The 21,199-nt window shown below is 62.3% G+C and carries 17 protein-coding genes; 12 read left to right on the forward strand and 5 right to left on the reverse strand.

Annotation, left to right across the window (positions count from 1 at the left end; all coding sequences use genetic code 11):
- The first annotated feature begins 21 nt into the window (after positions 1-21).
- Positions 22-1,365: a UDP-N-acetylmuramoyl-L-alanine--D-glutamate ligase gene (gene murD / locus RIG82_09505; GenBank protein ID MEQ9461173.1), complete on the forward strand. Its 1,344-nt coding sequence runs from the start codon at positions 22-24 to the stop codon at positions 1,363-1,365.
- Positions 1,366-1,812: 447 nt separating this feature from the next.
- On the opposite strand, the gene RIG82_09510 is transcribed toward murD, so the two are convergent.
- Both RIG82_09510 and RIG82_09515 read right to left on the reverse strand, forming a co-directional pair.
- The gene (locus RIG82_09510; GenBank protein MEQ9461174.1) at positions 1,813-2,664 is read right to left on the reverse strand and encodes a M48 family metalloprotease; all 852 of its coding nucleotides are present in this window, start codon (positions 2,662-2,664) and stop codon (positions 1,813-1,815) included.
- A gap of 224 nt (positions 2,665-2,888) precedes the next feature.
- On the reverse strand, positions 2,889-3,701 hold the full coding sequence (locus RIG82_09515; protein ID MEQ9461175.1) for a sulfite exporter TauE/SafE family protein: 813 nt from the start codon (positions 3,699-3,701) through the stop codon (positions 2,889-2,891).
- Between the two features lie 154 nt (positions 3,702-3,855).
- Between RIG82_09515 and RIG82_09520 the strand changes: the two genes are divergently transcribed.
- The 4 genes from RIG82_09520 to RIG82_09535 all read left to right on the forward strand — a co-directional run bounded on the left by RIG82_09520 (position 3,856) and on the right by RIG82_09535 (position 10,613).
- Entirely contained in the window at positions 3,856-6,684 is a 2,829-nt protein-coding gene (locus tag RIG82_09520) for a 2-oxoglutarate dehydrogenase E1 component (protein ID MEQ9461176.1), read from the forward strand.
- Between the two features lie 112 nt (positions 6,685-6,796).
- Positions 6,797-8,170, forward strand: a complete 1,374-nt coding sequence (gene odhB, locus RIG82_09525; GenBank protein MEQ9461177.1) for a 2-oxoglutarate dehydrogenase complex dihydrolipoyllysine-residue succinyltransferase — start codon at positions 6,797-6,799, stop codon at positions 8,168-8,170.
- 495 nt (positions 8,171-8,665) lie between these two features.
- Entirely contained in the window at positions 8,666-10,060 is a 1,395-nt protein-coding gene (lpdA, locus tag RIG82_09530) for a dihydrolipoyl dehydrogenase (protein ID MEQ9461178.1), read from the forward strand.
- A 67-nt stretch (positions 10,061-10,127) separates the two neighbouring features.
- Positions 10,128-10,613, forward strand: a complete 486-nt coding sequence (locus tag RIG82_09535; GenBank protein ID MEQ9461179.1) for a hypothetical protein — start codon at positions 10,128-10,130, stop codon at positions 10,611-10,613.
- 1 nt (position 10,614) lies between these two features.
- Here RIG82_09535 and RIG82_09540 read toward each other — a convergent pair whose 3' ends face one another.
- Complete coding sequence (locus RIG82_09540) at positions 10,615-14,823, reverse strand: SUMF1/EgtB/PvdO family nonheme iron enzyme (GenBank protein MEQ9461180.1); 4,209 nt, start codon at positions 14,821-14,823, stop codon at positions 10,615-10,617.
- Between the two features lie 112 nt (positions 14,824-14,935).
- Complete coding sequence (locus tag RIG82_09545; GenBank protein ID MEQ9461181.1) at positions 14,936-15,235, reverse strand: hypothetical protein; 300 nt, start codon at positions 15,233-15,235, stop codon at positions 14,936-14,938.
- Between the two features lie 439 nt (positions 15,236-15,674).
- Between RIG82_09545 and ugpC the strand changes: the two genes are divergently transcribed.
- The 3 genes from ugpC (at position 15,675) to RIG82_09560 (ending at position 17,563) form a co-directional block, all read left to right on the forward strand.
- Positions 15,675-16,808, forward strand: coding sequence for a sn-glycerol-3-phosphate ABC transporter ATP-binding protein UgpC (ugpC, locus tag RIG82_09550; GenBank protein MEQ9461182.1), 1,134 nt, complete (start codon positions 15,675-15,677; stop codon positions 16,806-16,808).
- Between the two features lie 93 nt (positions 16,809-16,901).
- Entirely contained in the window at positions 16,902-17,147 is a 246-nt protein-coding gene (locus tag RIG82_09555) for a type II toxin-antitoxin system prevent-host-death family antitoxin (protein MEQ9461183.1), read from the forward strand.
- On the forward strand, positions 17,144-17,563 hold the full coding sequence (locus tag RIG82_09560; protein MEQ9461184.1) for a type II toxin-antitoxin system VapC family toxin: 420 nt from the start codon (positions 17,144-17,146) through the stop codon (positions 17,561-17,563). Before RIG82_09555 ends, RIG82_09560 begins: the two co-directional genes overlap by 4 nt.
- A gap of 38 nt (positions 17,564-17,601) precedes the next feature.
- Here RIG82_09560 and RIG82_09565 read toward each other — a convergent pair whose 3' ends face one another.
- A complete protein-coding gene (locus RIG82_09565) occupies positions 17,602-18,849 on the reverse strand; it encodes an amidohydrolase (protein MEQ9461185.1) in 1,248 nt (415 codons plus the stop codon).
- Between the two features lie 123 nt (positions 18,850-18,972).
- Here RIG82_09565 and RIG82_09570 point away from each other — a divergent pair, with 123 nt between their 5' ends.
- The 4 genes from RIG82_09570 (at position 18,973) to RIG82_09585 (ending at position 21,190) form a co-directional block, all read left to right on the forward strand.
- The gene (locus tag RIG82_09570; protein MEQ9461186.1) at positions 18,973-19,146 is read left to right on the forward strand and encodes a hypothetical protein; all 174 of its coding nucleotides are present in this window, start codon (positions 18,973-18,975) and stop codon (positions 19,144-19,146) included.
- 585 nt (positions 19,147-19,731) lie between these two features.
- Positions 19,732-19,947, forward strand: coding sequence for a hypothetical protein (locus RIG82_09575; protein ID MEQ9461187.1), 216 nt, complete (start codon positions 19,732-19,734; stop codon positions 19,945-19,947).
- A 23-nt stretch (positions 19,948-19,970) separates the two neighbouring features.
- Positions 19,971-20,324: a heavy metal-associated domain-containing protein gene (locus RIG82_09580; GenBank protein MEQ9461188.1), complete on the forward strand. Its 354-nt coding sequence runs from the start codon at positions 19,971-19,973 to the stop codon at positions 20,322-20,324.
- 65 nt (positions 20,325-20,389) lie between these two features.
- Entirely contained in the window at positions 20,390-21,190 is an 801-nt protein-coding gene (locus RIG82_09585) for a hypothetical protein (protein ID MEQ9461189.1), read from the forward strand.
- The last annotated feature ends 9 nt before the right edge of the window (positions 21,191-21,199 follow it).

Genomic DNA, 21,199 nt, shown 5'->3' on the forward strand with positions numbered 1-21,199 from the left:
GGCGCGATAGACTTGTTGGCCGTGACTGAGCTAAGCGATCGTCGGGTTACGGTGATGGGGCTGGGTCGCTTCGGCGGCGGGGCGGGGGTGACGCGTTTTCTGGTTGAGCAGGGGGCGCGGGTGTTGCTGACGGATCAGTTGTCTGAGGGAGAGCTTGCGGAGAGTCTTGAGGGTGTGCGCGATCTGGTTGAGGGGGGAAAGGTTCGGCTGCGGCTGGGCGGGCATGAGGAGGCGGACTTCACGGGGGCTGATCTGGTGGTGGTGAATCCGGCGGTGAATCCGAGCACGGATCGGTATGTGCGGGCGGCGGTTGGAGCGGGGGTTGCGGTGACGTCGGAGGTCCGGTTGCTGGTTGAGCGGCTGCCGACGACGAGGGTGGTTGGTGTGACGGGGACGGCGGGGAAGTCGACGACGGCTGCGATGCTGCATCATGTATTGGTGGATCGGTTTGGTGATGAGCGGGTGTGGCTTGGGGGGAATCTGGGCGGGTCGTTGTTGGGTGACCTCCCGCGGATGGAGGCGGATCATCTGGTGGTGCTGGAGTTGTCGTCGTTCATGCTGGATGGTTTGCGGCATGATCGGTGGTCGCCTGGGGTGGCGGTGGTGACGAACGTGCATCCGAATCATCTGGACTGGCACGGGAGTTTTGAGCATTACGTCGGGAGTAAGCAGCAGATTCTGGAGTATCAGGGGGCGACGGACTACGCGATTCTGGATGCGAGTGCTGCGCGGGTGTTGCGGCCGAGGACGACACGGCTGGCGTGGCTGGACGATGTGAGTCTTCAGGGGCTGGCGTTGCCGGAGCTGCGGGTGCCTGGGGCGCACAATCGGGATAACGCGCGGATGGCGGTGGCGGCGGCGGCGCGGATGGGTGTGGATATGCGATCGGGTTGTGCGGCGCTGGCGGGTTTTGGCGGGTTGCCACATCGGTTGTGCACGGTGGCGGTGGTGGGTGGGGTGCGGTATGTGGATGATTCGAAGTCGACGACGCCTGAGGCGGCGGTGCTGGCGATGGACGCGGTGATGGCGGATGCGCCTGATGCGGGGCTACATCTGATTTTGGGTGGGTATGACAAGAACGCTGATCTGTCGGCGCTGGCGGAGCGGGCGGCGGGTATTTGTCGGGCGGTTTATGGGATTGGTCAGACGGGGCCGGTGATCCTGGATCATGCTCGGAAGGCTGCGGGCGGTGCGGAGCTGGTGGAGGCGGGGACGGTGGAGGGTGCGGTGGTGGCGGCGAAGGCGCGGGTGCGGGCGGGGGATGTGGTGTTGTTGTCGCCTGGGTGTGCGTCGTGGGATCAGTTCCCGAACTATGAGCATCGGGGTCGGGCGTTTGCGCAGGCCGTGGCCCTGCGGGAGAGTTGAGACAGGAGAGTAGAGAGTTGAGGGAGGGGTGACGGGCGCGTAAAAAACCCCGACTACGGGTCGGGGCTCGGAGGAGAGAATCACGATGTTCTAAGGGGTATACGGAGGAAGGTGGGGGGTGGTTCGGGGGTTGGGGCGGATTTTTGGTGGGGTTTTGTGAGGAGTTTGGATCCGGGGGCCGGCTGCGCCGGACCCCGGCCACCCGAGATTGTTGGTGGTTGGGCACTGAAGGTGCTTGGCACCCGGCTTGGTGGTGTCTGGGGAGGTGAGCCACACTTTGCGGTGCGAAGTGTGGCGCGTGGCTCGTCATCATGGCTGGCCGGGCCGACACGGCCCGGCTCGCGGGTTTGGGGAAAAAGCACCCCCGCCTCGGGGGCGGGGGCACCGGAGAAGGGACTGGGTTGATGGGGTGGGCGGGTTGGGGGAGACTTCGGTGTCTGGGGTTGTCTACGTTGCTGAATACCAGGAGGGTTCTAGATTTCGGAGGGATTCGATGCGTTTTTTGGTGGCGGGGTGGGTTGAGAAGAGTCCGGCGAGGCCTTCGCCTGAGAGGGGTTGGACGATGAACATGTGGTTCTGGGTGGAGGATGATCCCTGGAGGGGGATGCGTTTAGCGTAGGCGTCGAGTTTCTGGAGGGCTCCGATGAGACCATCGGGTGAGCCGGCGATGCGGGCGGCGTCGGCATCGGCGATGAACTCGCGGGAGCGGCTGATGGCCATCTGGATGAGGGCTGCGGCGAAGGGGGCGCCGATGATCATGGCGATCATGACGATGGGGTTTACGTTGTCGCGGCTTCCGCCAAAGATGAGGAGCCACTGGGCTGCGTTGAGGGTGCCAGCGATGATGGCGGCGATGGTGGAGATGAGGGTGTCGCGGTTCTTGATGTGTGCGAGTTCGTGGGCGATGACGCCTTCGAGTTCGTTGTAGTCGAGGAGTTGGAGGGCGCCTTCGGTGACGGCGACGGCGGCGTTTTTGGGGTTGCGTCCGGTGGCGAAGGCGTTGGGGGCCTGTTGTGGGCAGATGTAGACCTTGGGCATGGGGAGGCCGGCGTTGTTGGCGAGTCGCTCGACCATGGTGATGAGGTCGGGTGCGGTTTGGGGGGTAGCGAGTTGTCCGCGCATGGCGGAGATGGCGATTTTGTCGGAGAAGTAGAAGGAGATGATGGCGCCGAGTCCGCCGAAGAGTGCGGCGAGGATGACGCCTCGGGGCCCGCCGAGGACGGCGCCGAGGGCGACGATGAGGCCGAACATGAGTCCGAGGAGGATGGCGGTTTTGGTCTGGTTCCAGATGACGGTCATGGGTGTTTGTCTCTCCGGCAGCCCGTGTCGGGGCGTAGGTGCTGGTCGTGGTTATGACTTGAGTGTTGCAATCTTTATGCCGTATATGGGTGTCGGTTCGGGTGGTGGTGCAGTTCCGGCGTTGAGATGGCGTTTTGTGGCGGGGTTGCAGAAGGCGTGGGTTTTGGTTGTGGGGCCCCAGGGCTTCCGCCCTGGGCTCGTGGGGCTGCTGGTCAGTTGGGGGCTCAGAGGGCGGCCATTTTGTAGGCGGAGAGTGCGAGGACGATGATGAGTGCGATGCGGACCTGCCGTGTTGGCAGGCTGTGGGTGAGGTTGGCTCCGAGTCGACCGCCTATGGCGGCGGTGGGTGCGAGCATGGCGGCGAGGAGGAGTCCGGTCCACCAGGGCATGCCGTGTTGGGCGAGGGTGGCGTTTTTGACGAGGGCGCCGATGGTGGCGGAGAGGCAGATGACGGCGGCGGAGTTGGCGATGGCGTTGCGGAGGGGCATGGCCATGATGGCTTGTTGCATGGGTACGGCTACTGCCCCGCCGCCGATGCCAAGGAGTCCTGCGACGACGCCCATGGCCCCGCCTGTGGAGGCGGAGGCGAGGGGTGTGATTCGGGCGTTGGCGGTGGTGTTGGAGGAGGGTTGGAGGAGTCGGTGGATGTTGAGAGCGATGACGTAGAGTTGGAAGAGGGCGAGGAGTCGTCCGAGCCAGATTCCGCCTTGGGGTCCCTGGAAGATGGGCAGGTTGCTGAGGGCGACGCCCAGGACGACGCCAACGACGGCGAGGGGGATCATCCAGCGGAGGGCTTGGGGGATCATGGCACCGGCGCGTCGGTGTCGGAGGGCGCTGGGTACGGAGACGGCGATGTTCACGACCATGGCGGCGGCCTGGTAGAGATGCTGGTCGCGGCCGTAGCAGATGGTGAGGAGGGGGATGATGATGAGGGACCCGCCTACGCCCAGGAGTCCGCCGAGGGTGCCGGCGGCGAGGCCGATGGAGGCGATGACGAGGAAGCCAAGGGTGGAGAGTTCGACCCAGGGGGCGTTCATGTGGGTGGATTTCGTGGTTGAGGGTTTGTTGGCGTGGGCGTTGTGGGGGGTATCATTGGTTACGGAAGACGAAGATGCACAGGGTTGGCATTGGCGGCCGATAGAGTCTGGAGCTTACTGGACTTGCCGCTGATGACGGCAGGTGGAGAACGTGATGGAACATGAGTCAGATCAGCCGCTGCTTGACAGTTCGAGTCTTGCGTACGCGGAGTCTCTTTACGAACAGTATCTGAGTGACCCGGGGTCTGTGCCCGAGGACTGGGCGGCGGAGTTTCGGCGTTGGCAGGCGGGCCCGTTGGGGGAGCGTCGGACGCTGGAGCCTGGGTTCAGGCCGGGGAGTATTTTCCATGGAGGCCCGGCGGCGACAAACGGTGCGATGGTGCGTCGTGACGAGACGACGTCGGCGTTGCAGCATCATGTGGACCGGCTGATTCGGAACTACCGGGTTCGTGGTCACATTATTGCGAACATCAATCCGATTGGTGAGCCGTCGGCGCGGCCAGATGAGTTGACGCTGGACTGGTATGGGTTGGGGGAGGCGGACCTGGATCGGACGATCACCTCGTCGACGCTGCCGGGCAAGAATGTGTGGACGGTGCGAGAGGTGATTGAGCTGCTGGAGCAGACGTACACGCGGTCGATTGGTGTGCAGTACATGCACATTGACAACCTTGGGGTTCGGGAGTGGCTTCAGAAGCGGATGGAGACGACTCGGAACTCGGTGGGCCTGAGTCTGCGGGAGCAGATTCGTGTTCTGACGAAGTTGACGGACGCGGTGATTTTCGAGGAGTTTATTCAGAAGAAGTTTCTGGGTGCAAAGAGTTTTTCGCTGGAGGGTGCGGAGAGTCTGATTCCGCTATTGGACCTGACGATGGACAAGGCGGCGGATCAGGGGATTGTGGAGGTGGTGTTGGGGATGGCGCATCGTGGGCGGTTGAATGTGCTGCACAACATTGTGGGCAAGAGTGCGCAGCGGATATTCCGGGAGTTTGAGGATATTGATCCGAAGCTGTATCTGGGTGGCGGGGATGTGAAGTACCACCAGGGTTTTTCGGGCAAGTGGCTGAGTCGCACGGGTAAGAGTGTGCATTTGTCGCTTTGCTTTAACCCGTCGCACCTGGAGTTTGTGAACCCGGTGGCTCTGGGTCGATTGCGGGCGAAGCAGGATCGGGCGGACCTGGGGACGCGCGGTGAGCGGAGCATGTGTCTGCAGATCCACGGGGATGCGGCGTTTATTGGTGAGGGTGTGGTGCAGGAAACATTGAACCTGAGCAGTCTGGATGGGTATGCGACAGGCGGGACGCTGCACATCATTTTGAATAACCAGATCGGGTTTACGACCGGTCCTGATGATGCGCGATCGACGCGGTATTCATCGGATATCGCGAAGATGCTGCAGATCCCGATTTTCCATGTGAATGGTGAGAATCCGGAGGCGGTGGCGGCGACGGTGCGGCTGGCGATGGATTTCCGTATGGCGTTTAAGCGTGATGTGGTGATCGATCTGTACTGCTATCGGCGTCGGGGTCATAACGAGGCGGATGAGCCGGCGTACACGCAGCCGAAGATGTACAAGGCGATCCGTTCGCGGCCGTCGTTGCTTAAGTCGTATACCGAGGAGCTTGTGAAGCTCGAGGGTTTGTCGGCGGAGGATGCGGAGCGGGTTTCGAAGCGGCGGACTCAGGTGCTTGAGAAGGACCTGGATGAGTCGTGGGGTGCGAACTCGGCGCCGACGCATGATTTTGAGCTGACGGGGTTCTGGGGTGGTTATGTGGGCGGGACGGAGAAGACGGTGCCGGATGTGGAGACCGGGTTGCCGGTGGATGAGTTGAAGGGCTTGCTTAAGAAGCTCAACACGATGCCGGAGGGCTTTACGCATCACCCGAAGCTGCGTCGGTTTTTCGAGGCGCGGGACGGGATGATTGCGGGTGAGAAGCCGTTGGACTGGGCGACGGCGGAGGCGCTGGCGTTTGGTTCGCTGGCGGTGGGTGGTCATCGGGTGCGTTTGAGTGGTCAGGATTGTCAGCGGGGGACGTTCTCGCATCGTCATGCGGTGCTGCATGATGCCGAGACGGATGCGATTTATGAGCCGCTTAATGCGTTGTCGGAGGATCAGGCATCGGTCGAGATCTACAACAGCCCGTTGTCTGAGGTGGCGGTGCTGGCGTTTGATTACGGCTATTCGCTGGATTATCCGTCGGCGTTGGTGTGCTGGGAGGCGCAGTTCGGGGACTTTGTGAATGTGGCGCAGGTGATCATTGACCAGTTCATCGCATCGGCGGAGGACAAATGGCGGCGGTTGTCGAACGTGACGATGTTGCTGCCGCATGGTTTTGAGGGTCAGGGACCGGAGCACTCGTCGGCGCGGCTGGAGCGATGGCTGGTGTTGACGGCGGAGCACAACTTCCAGGTGGCGATGCCTTCGACGCCGGCGCAGTATTTCCATCTGCTTCGTCGTCAGGTGGTTCGGCCCTGGCGGAAGCCGTTGTTTGTGATGACGCCTAAGAGTCTGCTGCGGAACCCGGCGTGCACGAGTTCGCTGGAGGATCTGGCGGTGGGGACGTACCGTCGGTTTATCCCTGACGACCCGGCGATCGAGCCGGGAAAGGTGCGGCGGATTCTGTTGTGTTCGGGGAAGATTTATTACGAGCTGCTGGCACGTCGTGAAGAGGGTGGGCATGAGGACGTGGCGATCTGCCGAGTGGAGCAGTTTTATCCGTTCAAGGACCCGATGTTCTTTGAGATGCTGGAGGCTTATCCGGCGGAGACGCCTGTGACTTGGGTGCAGGAGGAACCGGAGAACATGGGGGCGTGGCCATTTATGAAGAACCGGTTCCCGGGTCGGATCCATGATCGTCATCCGTTTACGCATGTGAGTCGGTTGGCGTCGGCGTCGCCGGCGTCGGGGTCGAAGGCGGCGCACGAGTTGGAGCAGGAGGAGGTGCTGTCGCAGGCGTTTGCGGGGGCCCCGGTGCATGCGTGAGTGGGGGCTGCGGGGCGGGTGTTCGCAGTTGGGGTCTGGTGGGTAGTATGGGGTTAGAGTTGAGTCCGCCGTTGGAACAAGCAGGAGCCCTCGATATTGAGGGATGTGAGACATGGCCGTCGAACTGACCGTCCCCGAAGTGGGCGAATCGATTACTGAGGTTGAGATTGGCAAGTGGCTCAAGAGTGAGGGGGACGCCGTTTCGAAGGACGAGACGCTTTGTGAGATCGAGACGGACAAGGTGACGCTGGAGTTGCCTGCGCCGGCTGACGGGGTGGTTGGGAAGCTGCTGAAGAAGCAGGGGGAAGCGGCGAGTGTGGGGGATGTGATTGGTTATCTGGAAGAGGGGGGAAGTGGGTCGAAGTCGAAATCGGCGTCGAAGCCGAAGGCTGCGAAGGCGTCTGAGTCCTCGAAGAAAACCGCGTCCTCGAAGAAGGCGGAGCCTGCGAAGGCATCATCTGATACGGCTGATTCGAGTGGGAATGGGGCGGCGAAGTCGGAGCGGGAGGCGGCGCAGAAGGCGGATGGCAAGCTGGTGATGCCGGCGGCGCAGGTGCTGCTGGAGAAGCACGGGCTCACGGCGTCGGAGGTCGAGGCGACGGGTCCGGGAGGTCGGTTGCTCAAGGAGGATGTGCTGGCTCATGTGGCGGGTGGCAAGCCTGAGATCAGTGCGCCTCCCCCGCCGGCGTCATCCTCATCGTCGTCTCAACGGTCATCGGAGACCGGGGCAGCGTCGTCGAAGGCAGATTCTTCGTCGAAGGCGGCTTCGAGTTCGGGGGAGTCGGATGCGTTGGAGGAGGTGGTGCCGATGACGCCTCTGCGGCGTCGGGTGGCGGAGCATCTGAAGAATGCGCAGAACACGGCGGCGCTGCTGACGACGTTTAATGAGATTGACATGTCGGCGGTGATGGCCCTTCGGAGTCAGTACAAGGAGGGGTTTGAGAAGAAGCATGGGGTGAAGCTGGGGTTCATGTCGTTTTTCGTGAAGGCGGCGATTGATGCGCTTCGGCAGATTCCTGCGGTGAACGCGGAGATCCGGGGGACGGACATTGTTTATAAGAATCACTATGACATCGGGATTGCGGTGTCGGCTCCGAAGGGGCTGGTGGTGCCGGTGTTGCGGCGGGCGGAGCGGATGAGCTTTGCGGATATTGAGAAGGGGATCGGGGATCTGGCGGCGCGGATCAAGGCGAACCAGTTGAAGATCGATGAGATGCAGGGTGGGACGTTTACGATCACCAATGGTGGGATTTTCGGGAGTCTGCTGTCGACGCCTATTGTGAACTACCCGCAGTCGGCGGTGCTGGGGATGCACGCGATTCAGGAGCGGCCGGTGGCGGTGGACGGGCAGGTGGTCGTGCGGCCGATGATGTATGTCGCGCTGACGTATGACCATCGGCTGATTGATGGTCGTGAGGCGGTGACGTTCTTGGTGCGGATGAAGCAGGTGCTTGAGGACCCGTCGCGGATGTTGTTGGAGGCTTGAGGTGGGGGAGAGTCCTGAAGAGATCCGTGGGGAGGCTCAATCAGATGAAATGCCTCGGGTAGTCAAGCAACGTGCGCATCGACGGCGACTACGCATCACTCTCAAGGTCTTTGGCGTAGCTATTGGGGGCTTTCTGGTGTGGCCAGTTGGTCGTGCATTGACAGGTGAAACCGAGCCTTGGGATAGTCCCACCTACTGGTATTGGATTTTATGCTTCATTAGCGGCCTTCTGGCGGGTTCTCAGTTTCGGCGTCGTTTATTCGTAGGTGGATTTCTTGCGTTGCTTGGGCAGGTTCTCTACATGCAAGCTGTCTATCTCCCCAGTCTTCCTGGGGGAGATCCTGTCATTCTCCCAGCCTATATCTCGGTACCGTTATTCGCGGGGATACCTGTTATGGTTGGCATGTTTATCGGAGCGTTGATCTTCTGGGCGGTATTGAGCGTTTACCCAAGTTCTCGAAGTTAGAGGCTCTGCCTCTGGATATGGATGCTGTGATGAGTGATCAGACACACGATCTCTTGGTGATTGGTGCGGGGCCGGGTGGTTATGTGGCGGCGATACGGGGGGCGCAGCTGGGGTTGGATGTGGCTTGTGTGGATGAGCACGAGGCGCTTGGGGGGACGTGTCTGCGGGTGGGGTGTATTCCGTCGAAGGCGCTGCTGGAGTCTTCGGAGCATTTTGAGGTGGCGGGGCATCATCTGGGGGATCACGGGGTGAGGGTGTCGGGGGTGGAGTTGGACCTGGGGGCGATGATGGCGCGGAAGGACAAGGTGGTGGGGAACCTGACGAAGGGGATCGCGGGGCTGTTTAAGAAGAACAAGATCACGCGGTATCACGGGCGGGCTGCGTTTAACGAGGATCGGACGGTGTCGATTTCTTCGGGGAAAGATGACGGGGCAGTGGTGCGGGCGGAGAACTATCTGATTGCGACGGGTTCTACGCCTATCTCGCTGCCGGGGGTGGACCTGGGGCATGCGCGGATTGACACGTCGACCGAGGCGATTGCTTACGAGGATGTGCCCAAGACGATGGCGGTGATCGGGGCGGGGGCGATCGGGTTGGAGTTGGGGTCGGTGTGGCGGCGGCTGGGGGCTGAGGTGACGGTGATCGAGTATCTGGATTACATCCTGCCGGGGATTGATCGGGAGATCGCGGATGAGGCGCAGAAGGTGTTTACGAAGCAGGGATTGGCGTTCATGCTGGGGTCGCGGGTGACTGGGGCGATGGGCAAGCCTCACAATGTGACGGTGCAGGTGGAGGGGCGTGATCCGTTGACGTTTGATCGGGTGCTGGTGGCGGTGGGTCGGCGGCCGAACACGGAGGGGTTGAATCTGGAGGCGGTTGGGCTGAGTGTGGATGATCGGGGGAAGATCAAGACGGACTCGCACTTCGAGACGTCGGCGGATCATATTTACGCGGTCGGCGATGTGATTGCGGGGCCGATGCTGGCGCACAAGGCGGAGGAAGAGGGGGTGGCGTGTGTGGAGCACTTGGTGACGGGGGCGTCGCACATCGATTACGACGCGATCCCGGCGATTGTGTACACGGAGCCGGAGATTGCTTCGGTGGGCAAGACGGAGCAGCAACTGGCGGAAGCGGGGGTTGAGTTCAAGAAGGGGGTGTTCCCGTTCTTGGGTAACGGGCGGGCGCAGGCGATCAATGCGGCGGGCGGGCGGGTGAAGATTCTGGCGGACGCGACGACGGATCGGCTGCTGGGGGTGCACATCATCGGGCGGTCGGCGGGGGACCTGATCGCTGAGGCGGCGGTGGCGATGGCAATGCATGCCTCGGCGGAGGACATCGCCCGGGCACCCCATGCGCACCCGACGCTGGCTGAGGCGTTGAAGGAGGCGGCGTTGGGGGTGGATGGCCGGACGATCCATATGTGATGAGATTGGTGGCGGGGTGGTTATACTCTTGGTTGCTTAGACCTTGTGCTTGAAGCGAAGGAACGCCATGAGTCGATTTGTCCTGCTGTTAAGTGCGTCGCTGATGATTCTGGTGGCTGGTTGTGCGGGTGGTCCATCGACCTATCGGCAGCCGAAGATTATTCCTGAGGGGGCGGTGCCGATTCTCCGTCAGCACGTTGGGGAGGTTGGTGGCCCGGCGTTCCCGGGGTTGTATGTGATTCGGACGCAGCGTGGTTTTGACAACGCGGGTCTGGTGCGGCCGGATCGGTTCCAGGTAGATTTTGCATCGGATATGGTGTTGTTGTTTGCTGTGGGGAACGTGAGTGAACGTGGGCACTGGGCGCGGATTGAGTCGGTGCTTGCGAAGGATGGGGAGTATGTGGTGCGGTGTCGGTACAACTCGCCGGGCGGGGTTCCGGCTCAGGGTCGGTATCGCCCGTTTGCGATGGTGGTGGTTCCCCGGAGTGATATTACGGAGGCCCGGCCGGTGTTATTGAGGTCGCGGGGGTTGCAGCCGCCCGGGGGTTATTGAGTCATTGATCTTTGTAGAGTCGGGTGGGGAGTTGGGCGCCTTCGGGCAATTCAATGACGACGCGGAAGCCGAGCATTTCGAGTTGTGTGTTGGGGGGTGGGGTTCTTCGGTCGCCCAGGCGTGAGTCGAAGACGGAGCAGGCCCAGGAACCGCCTTTGACAATGGGGGTGTTGTCGTCGGCGGTGGCCCATTCGGCGACGTTTCCGTGGATGTTGTAGAGGCCCCAGTTGTTGGGCGGGTAGGGTTCGACGCCTGTGCCGATTTCTGCGGTGAAGAGGTGGGCGTCCTCGGCTTCCCATTGGTAGCGGGTGGGGCTGTCGCCGATGGTGATGCCGTTAGCGGTGGCGCGGCCGGTGACGCGGACACCCCAGTGGAAGGGGGCTTCGGGGTCGGCGTTGGCGCGGGCTGCGTATTCCCATTCGGCTTCGGTGGGGAGTCGGTAGGTGATGCCTTCGCGTTGGGTGAGCCAGGTGCAGAAGTCGGTGGCTTCGGTGGCGCTGACGAAGACGACGGGGTGGCGGTCGGTCTGGTTGAAGGTCTGGCCTTCGACGGAGATGAGTGGGGGGCGTTTCCAGGGGAGAGCGTCGGCGACGGCCTGGTTTTGATCGGGTCCGGTGACGCCTTGCCGGGTCAGTTGGTCGCGGAGGAAGGCTTCGTACTGACCACGGGTGACCTCGAAGCGGCTGACGAGGATGGTTCGATCGACGCGGCCGGAGCGGCGGAGTTCGGTGTCGCTGATGCCGTCGGTGGGGTCGGGTCGTCGGGTGGCGTGTCCCATGGCGACGTCTCCGCCTTGGAGGGCGACGAAGGTCATGCCGAGGGTGTTGCGTTTGCCGTCGGCGAGTCTGACGGCGGCGGCTTCGGTGGCGGCGAGAGGGAGGAGGTCGTTGATGGAGGTCCAGCGGGCGACGTGCTGCTGTGCTTTGTCTTCGATGGCCGCGACTTGATCGGGGAGGGTGTCGATGAAGGCGGGCAGGGTTTCGGATGAAGGTGTGTGGCTGAGTGCCTGGTTGTTGAGGTTGGCGAATAGTAGTTCGAGGTCGTGGCTGATGGCGTTGATGGTGCTTCGGTGTTGTTTGAGCGTGTCCCAGGTGGGCCCGCCGAAGTCGGCGAAGAAGTCGCCGGTCTCGTTGAAGGTGTCGTTGAGACGTGACATTGTGCTGCTGAGTGCGGCCAGAGCGGAGAGCTGGGTCTGGTCCATGGCCTGCCCGGCGTAGGCGAGGTCGGCGACGGCGTCGGCGGTGGTGCGTAGGTTCGTGGCGAGGGTGTTGGCGCGGGCGTAGTTGCGTTGGTCGTCGCTGGTGGCGGCGCTGGCTTGCTGGGCGAGTGCGTTGCCGAGTTGCAAGAGGCCGGGGGCGGCGTCGGCGGCGCCTGTTGCGGCGGTGGCGGTTTGCCAGAGTTTGGTGGCGTCGTTGACGGCTTGTTGGGTAGGGGTGCGTTGTTGAGTTGCGCGGGTGATTTCGGAGTTGACGCCTTGGAGCAGGTCCTGAGCTTGAGCGTATGAACTTGCGGCATCGGTGAAGAGGGTGGGTCGGTCTTCGAGGGGTCGGTCGCCAGATTCGGCCTGGTCGATGAGGGCTTGTGCCTGGTTGGCTTTGGCGAGGGCGGCGCGGCCGGACTCGACGTAGGGGAGGTAGCCTTCGGGGTCGTTGATGGCGCGGCGGCTGGCGGCGAACTGTTCGGCGGCCTGGCGGGCGCTTTCGCGGGCTTTGGCGATGCGGGCGATCTGGTCGCCTATGTCGGCGACGAGGTTGGGGTCGTTGAGGAGGTTGCCGGCGGTGTTGATGACGGCGGTGGCGTCGTCGAAGCGCTGGTCGCTGGCGAGTCGTGTGGCGTACTGGATGAGACCGTCGACGGCGGCGAGTCCGGCGGGTTCGGACAGGTTGTGGTCGTTGGCGAAGCTCAGTGCCTCGGCGTAGCGTTGGCGGGAGGCGTCGAGTTGGTCGATGCTGAGGTTGGCCGAGGCGTGGCTGAGCATGGCGAGGTAGGTTGCCTGGGCTAGGCGCTGGTCGCGGTCACCCTTCCAGGCGGGGACCAGGCTGAGGGGATGGCTGGATGAGGCGCGGGCGGCGGTTAGTTGCTCGAGTGCCTGGGCGGTTTGCCCCTGCTCGACGCTGGTTTGTGCCTCGGTGATGGCGCGGTCGGTGGAGGCGGTGACGGATTGCTCGTAGACGTAGAGACCTGCGGGGGCACCGGCGGCGACGGCGAGGACGGCGGCGGCGATGGTGATGTTGCGGGTGCGACGTTGGCGGTTACGGGTTTTCTGTTCGGCCCATGTGTTGGTGGTGCGTTTGACGGCTTCGAGTGCTTCGGCGTCGTTGCTGAGGATCTGGAGGGCTTTATTCCACTGGGCGATGGCGAGTTTGGGTTTGTCTGCGTCTTCGAGGGATTGCGCTTCGGTTCGTATCGGGGCGAGTTTGGCTTCGAGGGCTTCCCAGGCTTCGGCGTCGATCTGGATGTTGCGGTCCCAGTCGTAGTCTTCGCGGAGTGAGCGGATGCCGGTCATGGCTGAGGCCATGCGGCCGGCCTTGCGGTCGGCGGTGGCTTCCTGGTAGCGGCGGCGGTGATCTTCTTCCTGCTGCTTGATCTGTTGGCGGATCTTGTTGGCTTGCGGGTGTTCGGCGTCGATGCGAACCAGTCGCTGCCAGGCCTTGGCGGCTTCGGGGTAGCGTTTGCGTTCGAGGGCGAGGTTGGCGTTGTTCTGGGCGAGTTCGAGTTCCGAGCGGTAGAGGGCCTGCTGGATTTTTGAGAGGACGAGTCGGAGTTCGCGGGAGGCGGGCGCGAGCTCGAGGGCTTGCCTGGCGGCGAGACCGGCTTCGCGGAACTTTCTGGCCTTGAAGGCCTGATCGATGGTGCTGCGGAGGCGTGCGATCTCGGTGCGTTTTTCGCTGGCTTCGGACTCGATGGCGTCGAGTTCAGCGTGGAGATAGCCGGAGTCCTTGCCTTGTCGGGCGATGGCGACGGCTTCGTCGAAGTCGGCCTGTTCGAGGAATCCGCGGGCCTTGCGGACGGACTCTTCGGCCTGGTGGTATTTCTCGATGCTGATCCCGCAGGCGAGGCAGAACTTGGTGCCGACGTGGTTCTCGACGGAGCAGGAGGGGCAATCCTCGAACATGCCGGCGCCGCAGTTGCGGCAGAAGCGGGCGTCGATTTTGTTGAAGGCGTCGCAGCTTGTGCAGACCATCGCGCTGGTGGTCGAGGTGGTGACGTTGGTCGCTGTGCCCTGGGCGGGGGCGAGGATGTCGAGTTCGGCGATGAACTCGTCCATGGTCGGCTGTCGTTTGTCGGGGTCTTTCTGGAGGGCGTGCTCGAAGGCGGGTCGGATGGCGGGGTCGAGCTGGTCGAAGTAGATGGTGTCCGGCATTTCGCCGGTGATCATCTGGTAGGCGGTTTTGGCGAGGGCGAAGATGTCGGAGCGTTGGTCGACGCGTTTGGAGTCGCTACGCTGCTCGGGGGCCATGTAGGCGGGGGTGCCGATGCCCTGGCCGGTGAGTGAGAGGTCGAGGGCATCGTCGCGGCGGGCGATGCCGAAGTCGACGATCTTGGGGGTGGCGTCGGCGTCGAGGATGATGTTGGAGGGTTTGACGTCGCGGTGGACGATGCCTTTGCTGTGGGCGTAGGCGAGTCCCTTGGCGACGGGCTTGAGGATGGCGAGGGTTTCTTCGAGTGAGAACTTTTCTTTCTCGGCGATCTTCTTTTCGAGGTCGCCGCCGGAGAGGAACTCCATGACGATGTAGGGGCCTTGTTCGTCGGAGCCGAGTTCGTAGATGCTGACGATGTTGCGGTGGTTGAGGGCTGCGACGGACCGGGCTTCGCGGAAGAAGCGGTCGATGCCGGTGCGTGAGCGCAGCGCGACATCGTTGAGGCGTTTGATGGTGACTTCGCGTTGGAGTTGGAGGTCGAGGGCTTTGACGACCACGCCCATGCCGCCTTGGCCGATGGTGGCGAGAACCTTGTACTTGTTGCTGATGACGGTGCCGACGATGCCTTTGCCGGCGGGTTGTTCCTCGGGGACGATGCTCATGCCGGGCATGGCGGCGGTGAGTGGGTCGTCGCTGGTGGGGGTGGCGGACGAGGGCGGGGTATCAGCTGTCGGGGTGTCCGACGGGGATGCACCCTGCCCGAGGTCTTGGGGCCCGGCGGTGGGCTGGCTGCCCTGGTCCGCGGGCTCGGGCGTCTGAGGGCTCAGGTTGTCGGGTTGGTCCGGCATGAGCGTGCTTGTCCATCCCCTACGAGATACGTGGTCCTTTATCCCACTCCCTTATGTCAAGGTAGTGAGCAAAGGGGGTCCGGGCAAGGATTTGCGTATGAATGGGGGGAGATCACATCATGCCGATACGGATCGTGCCGTCTGGGGAAGTGTTCTCGATCCAGGCCGATGGCCGGGGGTCGATCCAGCCGGGTCGGGAGACTTCGATACGGATTTTCCTGCCGGGCACGACTCTGGCGACGAGGGGCTGGTCGGGGCCTTGGTAGGTCTCCCAAGGGCCAGCGTTGACGCGGACTCGTGCTCCGGCCAGAGGTTCGTGGGTGAACTGGGCTTCGACGTGGATTTTGACGGTGGCTGTGGCGCGGTTGATGGGCGTCACGGCCGCCATGGCTGCTTCTAAAAGGTTGTACATGCGGATGCCTCCCAGCATCACCTGATCAAACCACCAACAAACGCAGGTGTGTCTCTTCTTCCATCTCTGTCGACCTCGATCAGCGACACGAGCGGGGGCGTCGCTGGCGCTTATCCGGGTCAGGATACGCACCGAGGGGTTGGGTCATGCGCCCGAGATGCTATTTTGACGATTCGGCGGGCTCTTGCCAGTGGTTTTTGGCGTTCTGGGGAGAATTTCTTTTCGTCGCGATACTGCTTGTGCTTCGGGAGGTGAATCGTAGGGGCTTGAGCGTGTTGAGGATTCTGCTGGCGGGAAGGTGGTGGGTTGTGATAAGTTAAGGCTTTGACTGGCCCAGTTTTACGCTGCGGGTTACGGTTTCACCCTCGTTGCCAGGTCTGGTGGCGTTGTTCAGGTTTCATCCCATGCTGGCTTTGGCTGGCCCAGAGAGGATTGTTCCGTGGCTGAAGTCGTTCTGACGAACATCGAGAAGGTCTATCCCGGGGGTTTTCTGGCGGTCAAGGGGATTGACCTGCATATCAACGATGCGGAGTTCATTGTGCTGGTTGGTCCTTCGGGGTGTGGCAAGTCGACGACGCTTCGGATGGTGGCGGGTCTTGAGGAGATCACGGGCGGGACGATTGCGATCGGGGATCGGGTGGTTAATGATGTTCCGCCTAAGGATCGTGACATCGCGATGGTGTTTCAGAACTACGCGTTGTATCCGCACATGAGTGTGTACAAGAACATGGCGTTTGGGTTGAAGCTGCGGAAGTTCCCGAAGGTGGAGATTGACCGTCGGGTGCAGGATGCGGCGAGGATCCTGGGGATCAGCCATCTGCTGGAGCGTAAGCCCAAGGCGTTGTCGGGCGGCCAGCGGCAGCGTGTCGCGGTGGGGCGAGCGATCGTGCGTGATCCGGCGTGCTTTTTGTTTGACGAGCCGCTCTCGAACCTTGACGCCAAGTTGCGTGTGGAGACGCGTGCGGAGTTGAAGCGGCTGCACAAGCGGCTGAACACGACGACGATTTACGTCACGCACGATCAGGAAGAGGCGATGACTTTGGGTGATCGTGTGGTGGTGATGTCGGATGGGTTGATCCAGCAATGCGACACGCCCTTGCAGGTCTACAACCACCCGGTCAATCGGTTTGTGGCGGGTTTTCTCGGGACCCCGCCTATGAACTTCGCGGAAGGCAAGCTGGTGGAGGAGGGCGGATGGCCGCACTTTGAGGGGGATGGTTTGAAGTTCCCGCTGGATGAGAATCAGGCGGAGCGTTGCCGGGAGAAGGTGGGATCGAGTGTGACGCTGGGGTTGCGGCCGGAGGGGATGTTCCTGCATCCGCAGCACTCGGCAAACGATGAGGCGAAGACGGGGAGTTTCAAGATCGACGTCATCGAGCCGCTGGGGAACACGATGGACGTGTATCTCTCGACGACCAGCGGGTTGCGGATGACCGCGCGGATCGCTGCGGAAGAGTTGGATGAGGGGGCGGATGTGAAGGTTTACTTCAACCTGCAGAAGGCTCATCTTTTCGAGCCGGGGGACTACGGGGTGAATCTGACGCTGCCGGAGGGGGTTGGGGTGGGGGTTTAGGAATGACTTTTAGCCTTGACTGGCGGTCAAGGGGTTGTTTTTCTTGCCCGATAGAATCAACTAGTCTACAATCTAGTTGATTGGAGTGTCATCGTGGAGCAGATCGGGCTTTTTCAGGCGAAGACGCACTTGTCGCAGATCGTGGACCAAGTTCAGAAGAGTGGTCGCGCGGTGACGCTGACCCGACGCGGCATTCCGGTTGCCGAGATCCGGCCGCTAGCTGAAGAATCTGAGATGACCCGCGAGCAGGCCTTTGAAGCGATCCGCCAGATGCGGTCTTCCATGCCTCGTATTAGTGCCGTGGAAATCCGTGAAGCGATTGATGAAGGCCGGATGTGAAGTCGGCTGCTGTTCTTCTCGACGCCTCTGCGACGCTTGCCTGGTTGCTGGATGACGAGGCCGGTGGGCCTGCCTATGACGCGCTGCTGTCGGGCCGTGAGCTGTTAGCCACTTCGCTCTGGCAACTTGAAGTGGTCAACGCGCTGCTCAAGCGTGAGCGTCAGAAGAGGCTAAGCCGAGGTCAGGTCGATCGGCTGCTGCGCCAGCTTGATGCTCTGGGCGTCCGCATTCTTCCCGATCCTGACCCTCGCTCGCTTGTCGGCCTGGCAGAGCTTGCTCGTCCGCATCAGTTGTCCTCGTACGACGCGAGCTATCTCGACGCCGCGTTGACTCATGGGCTTGCGCTAGTAACCGAGGACAACAACCTCCGGCAGGCGTGTCGGGCGTTGGGTGTGGCGTTATTGAGTCCGGGCTGAGGTGGATCGGTTGTTGGTCGCTTCGAGTTGCGTGAGTTCTAGTTGACTGCGAGGTCATGCATCGCCAGCGCACACAACACCTTCATACTCACCGTTAGCGTTCCGTCGGCGTAGTCGTACTCGGGTGTGTGGAGGCTGGGGTAGTCGGATTTTTCGGGGGGTTTGACGCCTACGAAGGCGAAGCAGGCGGGGACTTGTTGGGCGTAGAAAGAGAAGTCTTCGGCACCCATGACCGGATCGTCCATGAGGGCGACGTTGGCGTCGCCCAGGGCGAGTCGGGCGACGCGGAGCATGGTGTCGGTGGCGGCGGGGTCATTGATGGTTGGGGGGTAGCCGTCGAGGGTCTGGAGTTCGGCGGTGCAGCCGTGGGCGGCGGCGGTGTGTCGGGCGATCTCGGCGATGCGCTGGCCGATGCGTTCGCGTTCGGCGAGGTCGAAGGTGCGGGCGGTTCCGCTGAGGGTGGCGGTGTGGGGGATGACGTTGACGGCGCCTTCGCCGGCGTGGAGCGTGGCGACGGTGACGACGGCGGGGCGCGTTGGCTGGGTTGAGCGTGAGACGATGGTCTGGAGGGCGGTGACGGTCGCGGCGGCGGCGGGGATCGGATCGCGGGCCTTGTGGGGCGATGCAGCGTGACCGCCTTGGCCGGTGATGGTGATGCGGAAGCTGAGGGTGGCGGCCATCATGGGGCCGGGGAGGGTGCGGAGCTGGCCGATGTCGGTATCGGTCCAGCCGTGGAGGCCGAAGATGGACTCCACGGCGCACCCGCCGACGGCTTCGGTGAGGACGCCGGCTTCGACCATGCGCTGGGCCCCGGCCCCGGCTTCCTCCGCGGGTTGGAAGATAAGTTTGATGGGACGGGGCAGGGCTTCGGGGTGCTCGCGGGCCAGGTCGGCGAGGGCGTGGGCAGTGCCGAGGAGGGCGGCGGTGTGGCCATCGTGTCCGCAGGCGTGCATGAGGCCGGGGGTCTTCGAGGCGTAGGGCAGGCCGGTGGCCTCGGTGATGGGCAGGGCGTCCATATCGGCGCGGAGGGCGATGGCCTTGGCGGCGGGGTCGTGGTGGTCGCAGCGGATGACGCCTACGACGCCGGTTTCGGCGAGTCCGGCGGTGAAGGGGATGCCTGCGGCCTTTAGCTCGCGTTGAACGACTTCGGAAGCGTAGGTTTCCTGATAGGCGAGTTGGGGGTGGGCGTGGAGGTCGTGGCGCAGCTCGATCATCCGAGGGATTAGGCTGTTAATCCTGGAGGAGAGGTCGCTGGCGGTGTTTTTTGGGGCCTTTGATATTGGCATGGGTGCATCATAAATGACGGATGGCATCAGCCACGCAAAAAGGGCTGGCCCACGACGGTAACGGGCGTAGACTCGTGTGAACGCTGTTTACTTTATGGGGCCCTGAACCCGAGGAGTGGAAAGATGGTCAAGATGATGCTGTCGTGCGGTGCTTTGTTGGTCTGTGTATCGGTGATGGCTGGGTGCGAGACCATGGCGGTCAGCGACCAGGCGACGGCTGATGCCCAGTACGGCAGCGCGGTCGAGGCGTTCAACGCCCGGACGTGGAGTAACGAGATGGACAGTGAGAACTTCTAAGGAACGGTCGTCGGGTCAGGAATAGAAGCCATCCGGTCGATGTTGGGTTCAAGACGAGCGGGCTTCCCGCCTGTAGTATGAAACTGTCTATGACCCAGTGGCTGACCCAGTCTGTGTTGATTCTTAGTCTGCTCGTGAGCGGGGTGCTGTTCCCGTGCTCGGCGGTAAAGGCGGTCTCGGCCTCGGCCAACACGGAATCGTCGTGCTGCTGCGCGTTGACGTGCGGGTGTGGCACGAGTTGTCAAGCTCAGAACGCGCCATCGAATCTTCCTATTGAGGATGCGCTGCCAGCGGTCCCGGCGCAGGAGACCTTGAAGGTTCCCGCGTTGTTTCCGGCGTGGATTGCTCCAGTACTACCCGATGCAGTTTGCGGAAGCTGGGTTCTCGAGTCGCTCCGCCCCTCCGACTCACCGGTTCGGGCTTCTCTCTGCGTCTGGCGTCACTAGCGCAGTCTCTGCGTGGCTGTCCTGTGCGCTGCGCATTTCCCAGATAACAACTCTCTGTCTCGGTAGCCTCATGCCGTGTCGTGTAACCGGCGGGGTACTCAATCACGTTTTATCTGACTTAACTCTTTTGGAGATTCCCATGAAGACTTTTTCGATGATCGCCTCGGTCTCGATGCTCGCTTTGGTGTTTGGTCTGGCTGGTTGCAAGTCTTACGACTCGAGTGCTGAGGAAGTGATCCTCAGCAGTGAGACCAAGGCGTGCGGCCACGAGACGCAGTGCTCGAGCTGCGCTGTCAAGGAAACCAAGAAGGCGTGTGCGGCTGGCTGCACCAAGAGCTGCTGCGCCCCTGAGTAATCCAGAAGATAAGGAGGCCTGCGATGCGAGCCTTCCCCATGTTGGTTGCTTTGATTCTCAGTGTTGCGTTGCTCACGGGCTGCGCGATGACGGGTTCGTCGGATGCGGGCGGTTCGCCTGCTGAGGACGCCCGGGTGATCCAGGCCGAGCGGTTCACGCTCTATGCGCTTGGGCTGAGTTGTCCGTTGTGCGCGCACAATCTCGACAAGACCCTGCTCGAGATCGACGGCATCGAGTCGGCCGAGGTTAATCTCGCTGATGGCTCGGTGATCGTGCGGATGCGGCCGGGTACGAGTGTGACGGTGGGCGAACTCCGGCGGATGGTCGAGGGTAGCGGGTTTACCTTCGATCGCGTCGAGACGCCCACGGGGACCTGATTCCCCTCACGTCCCGGGTTAACGCCCGGGGCGTGTCTTTGAATCGATTAATATGGAGTCTTGTTATGCGACGTCTCGCTGTCTGTGTGCTGGCTATTCCGCTGATGATGCCCGCAATGAGTGAGGCTCAGGAAGCAATGAACACGCCGGCGGCGACGCAGCCCGGCGTGGGGCGAACGGTCGTCCGTGAGCGTGCGTGGTGGCACAGCTTTGATGACGGCACGGATCTCCTGCATGTTGGGACCGATGTGACTTACGGCCTCACGAAGGACTTCTCCGTCAACCTTCATGTTCCGTTTGTCGTCGAGTTGAATGACCCCGGCGACAACGAGGAGGGCTTCGGCGACCTGCACGTCATGGGCAAGTACCGGTTCCTGCTCCACAACCCCGGTCCGGTCGATACGCTCCGCGCGTCGGCGCTGTTTGGGGTCGATATCCCGACCTATGACGATGACCAGTCAAGCGATGCGTTCAACTCGATGGTTGGTGTGGTGGCCACGCGGATTCATGGGCGGCATGGCGTCAATGGATCGCTCCGCTACAAGCTCAACTACGACGGTCAGGCGAGTCCTGAGCTGCCCGGCGGGTCGAAGGCGGACACGCTATGGACTGAGGGGGCCTACCTGTACCGGTTGACGCCTGGGGAATACACCGCGGAGACGACTTTCAGCACGTACCTGGTGTTTGAGTCGAGTCTGGTGTACGAGACGAACGGCGATGCGCATCTGTGGGTAGCCCCTGGTTTTCTGTACGAGGCTCAGTCGTGGGCGGCGGGGGTGTCGATCATTCTGCCCGCCTGGCAGGACCTGGATCATCGACCTGATCTCGATGTCGGGATCGGGTTTGATCTCCGCTTCCTGTTCTGATTGCAGCGG

This window comes from Phycisphaeraceae bacterium, assembly GCA_040222855.1.
In the GTDB taxonomy this organism is placed as follows: domain Bacteria; phylum Planctomycetota; class Phycisphaerae; order Phycisphaerales; family Phycisphaeraceae; genus Mucisphaera.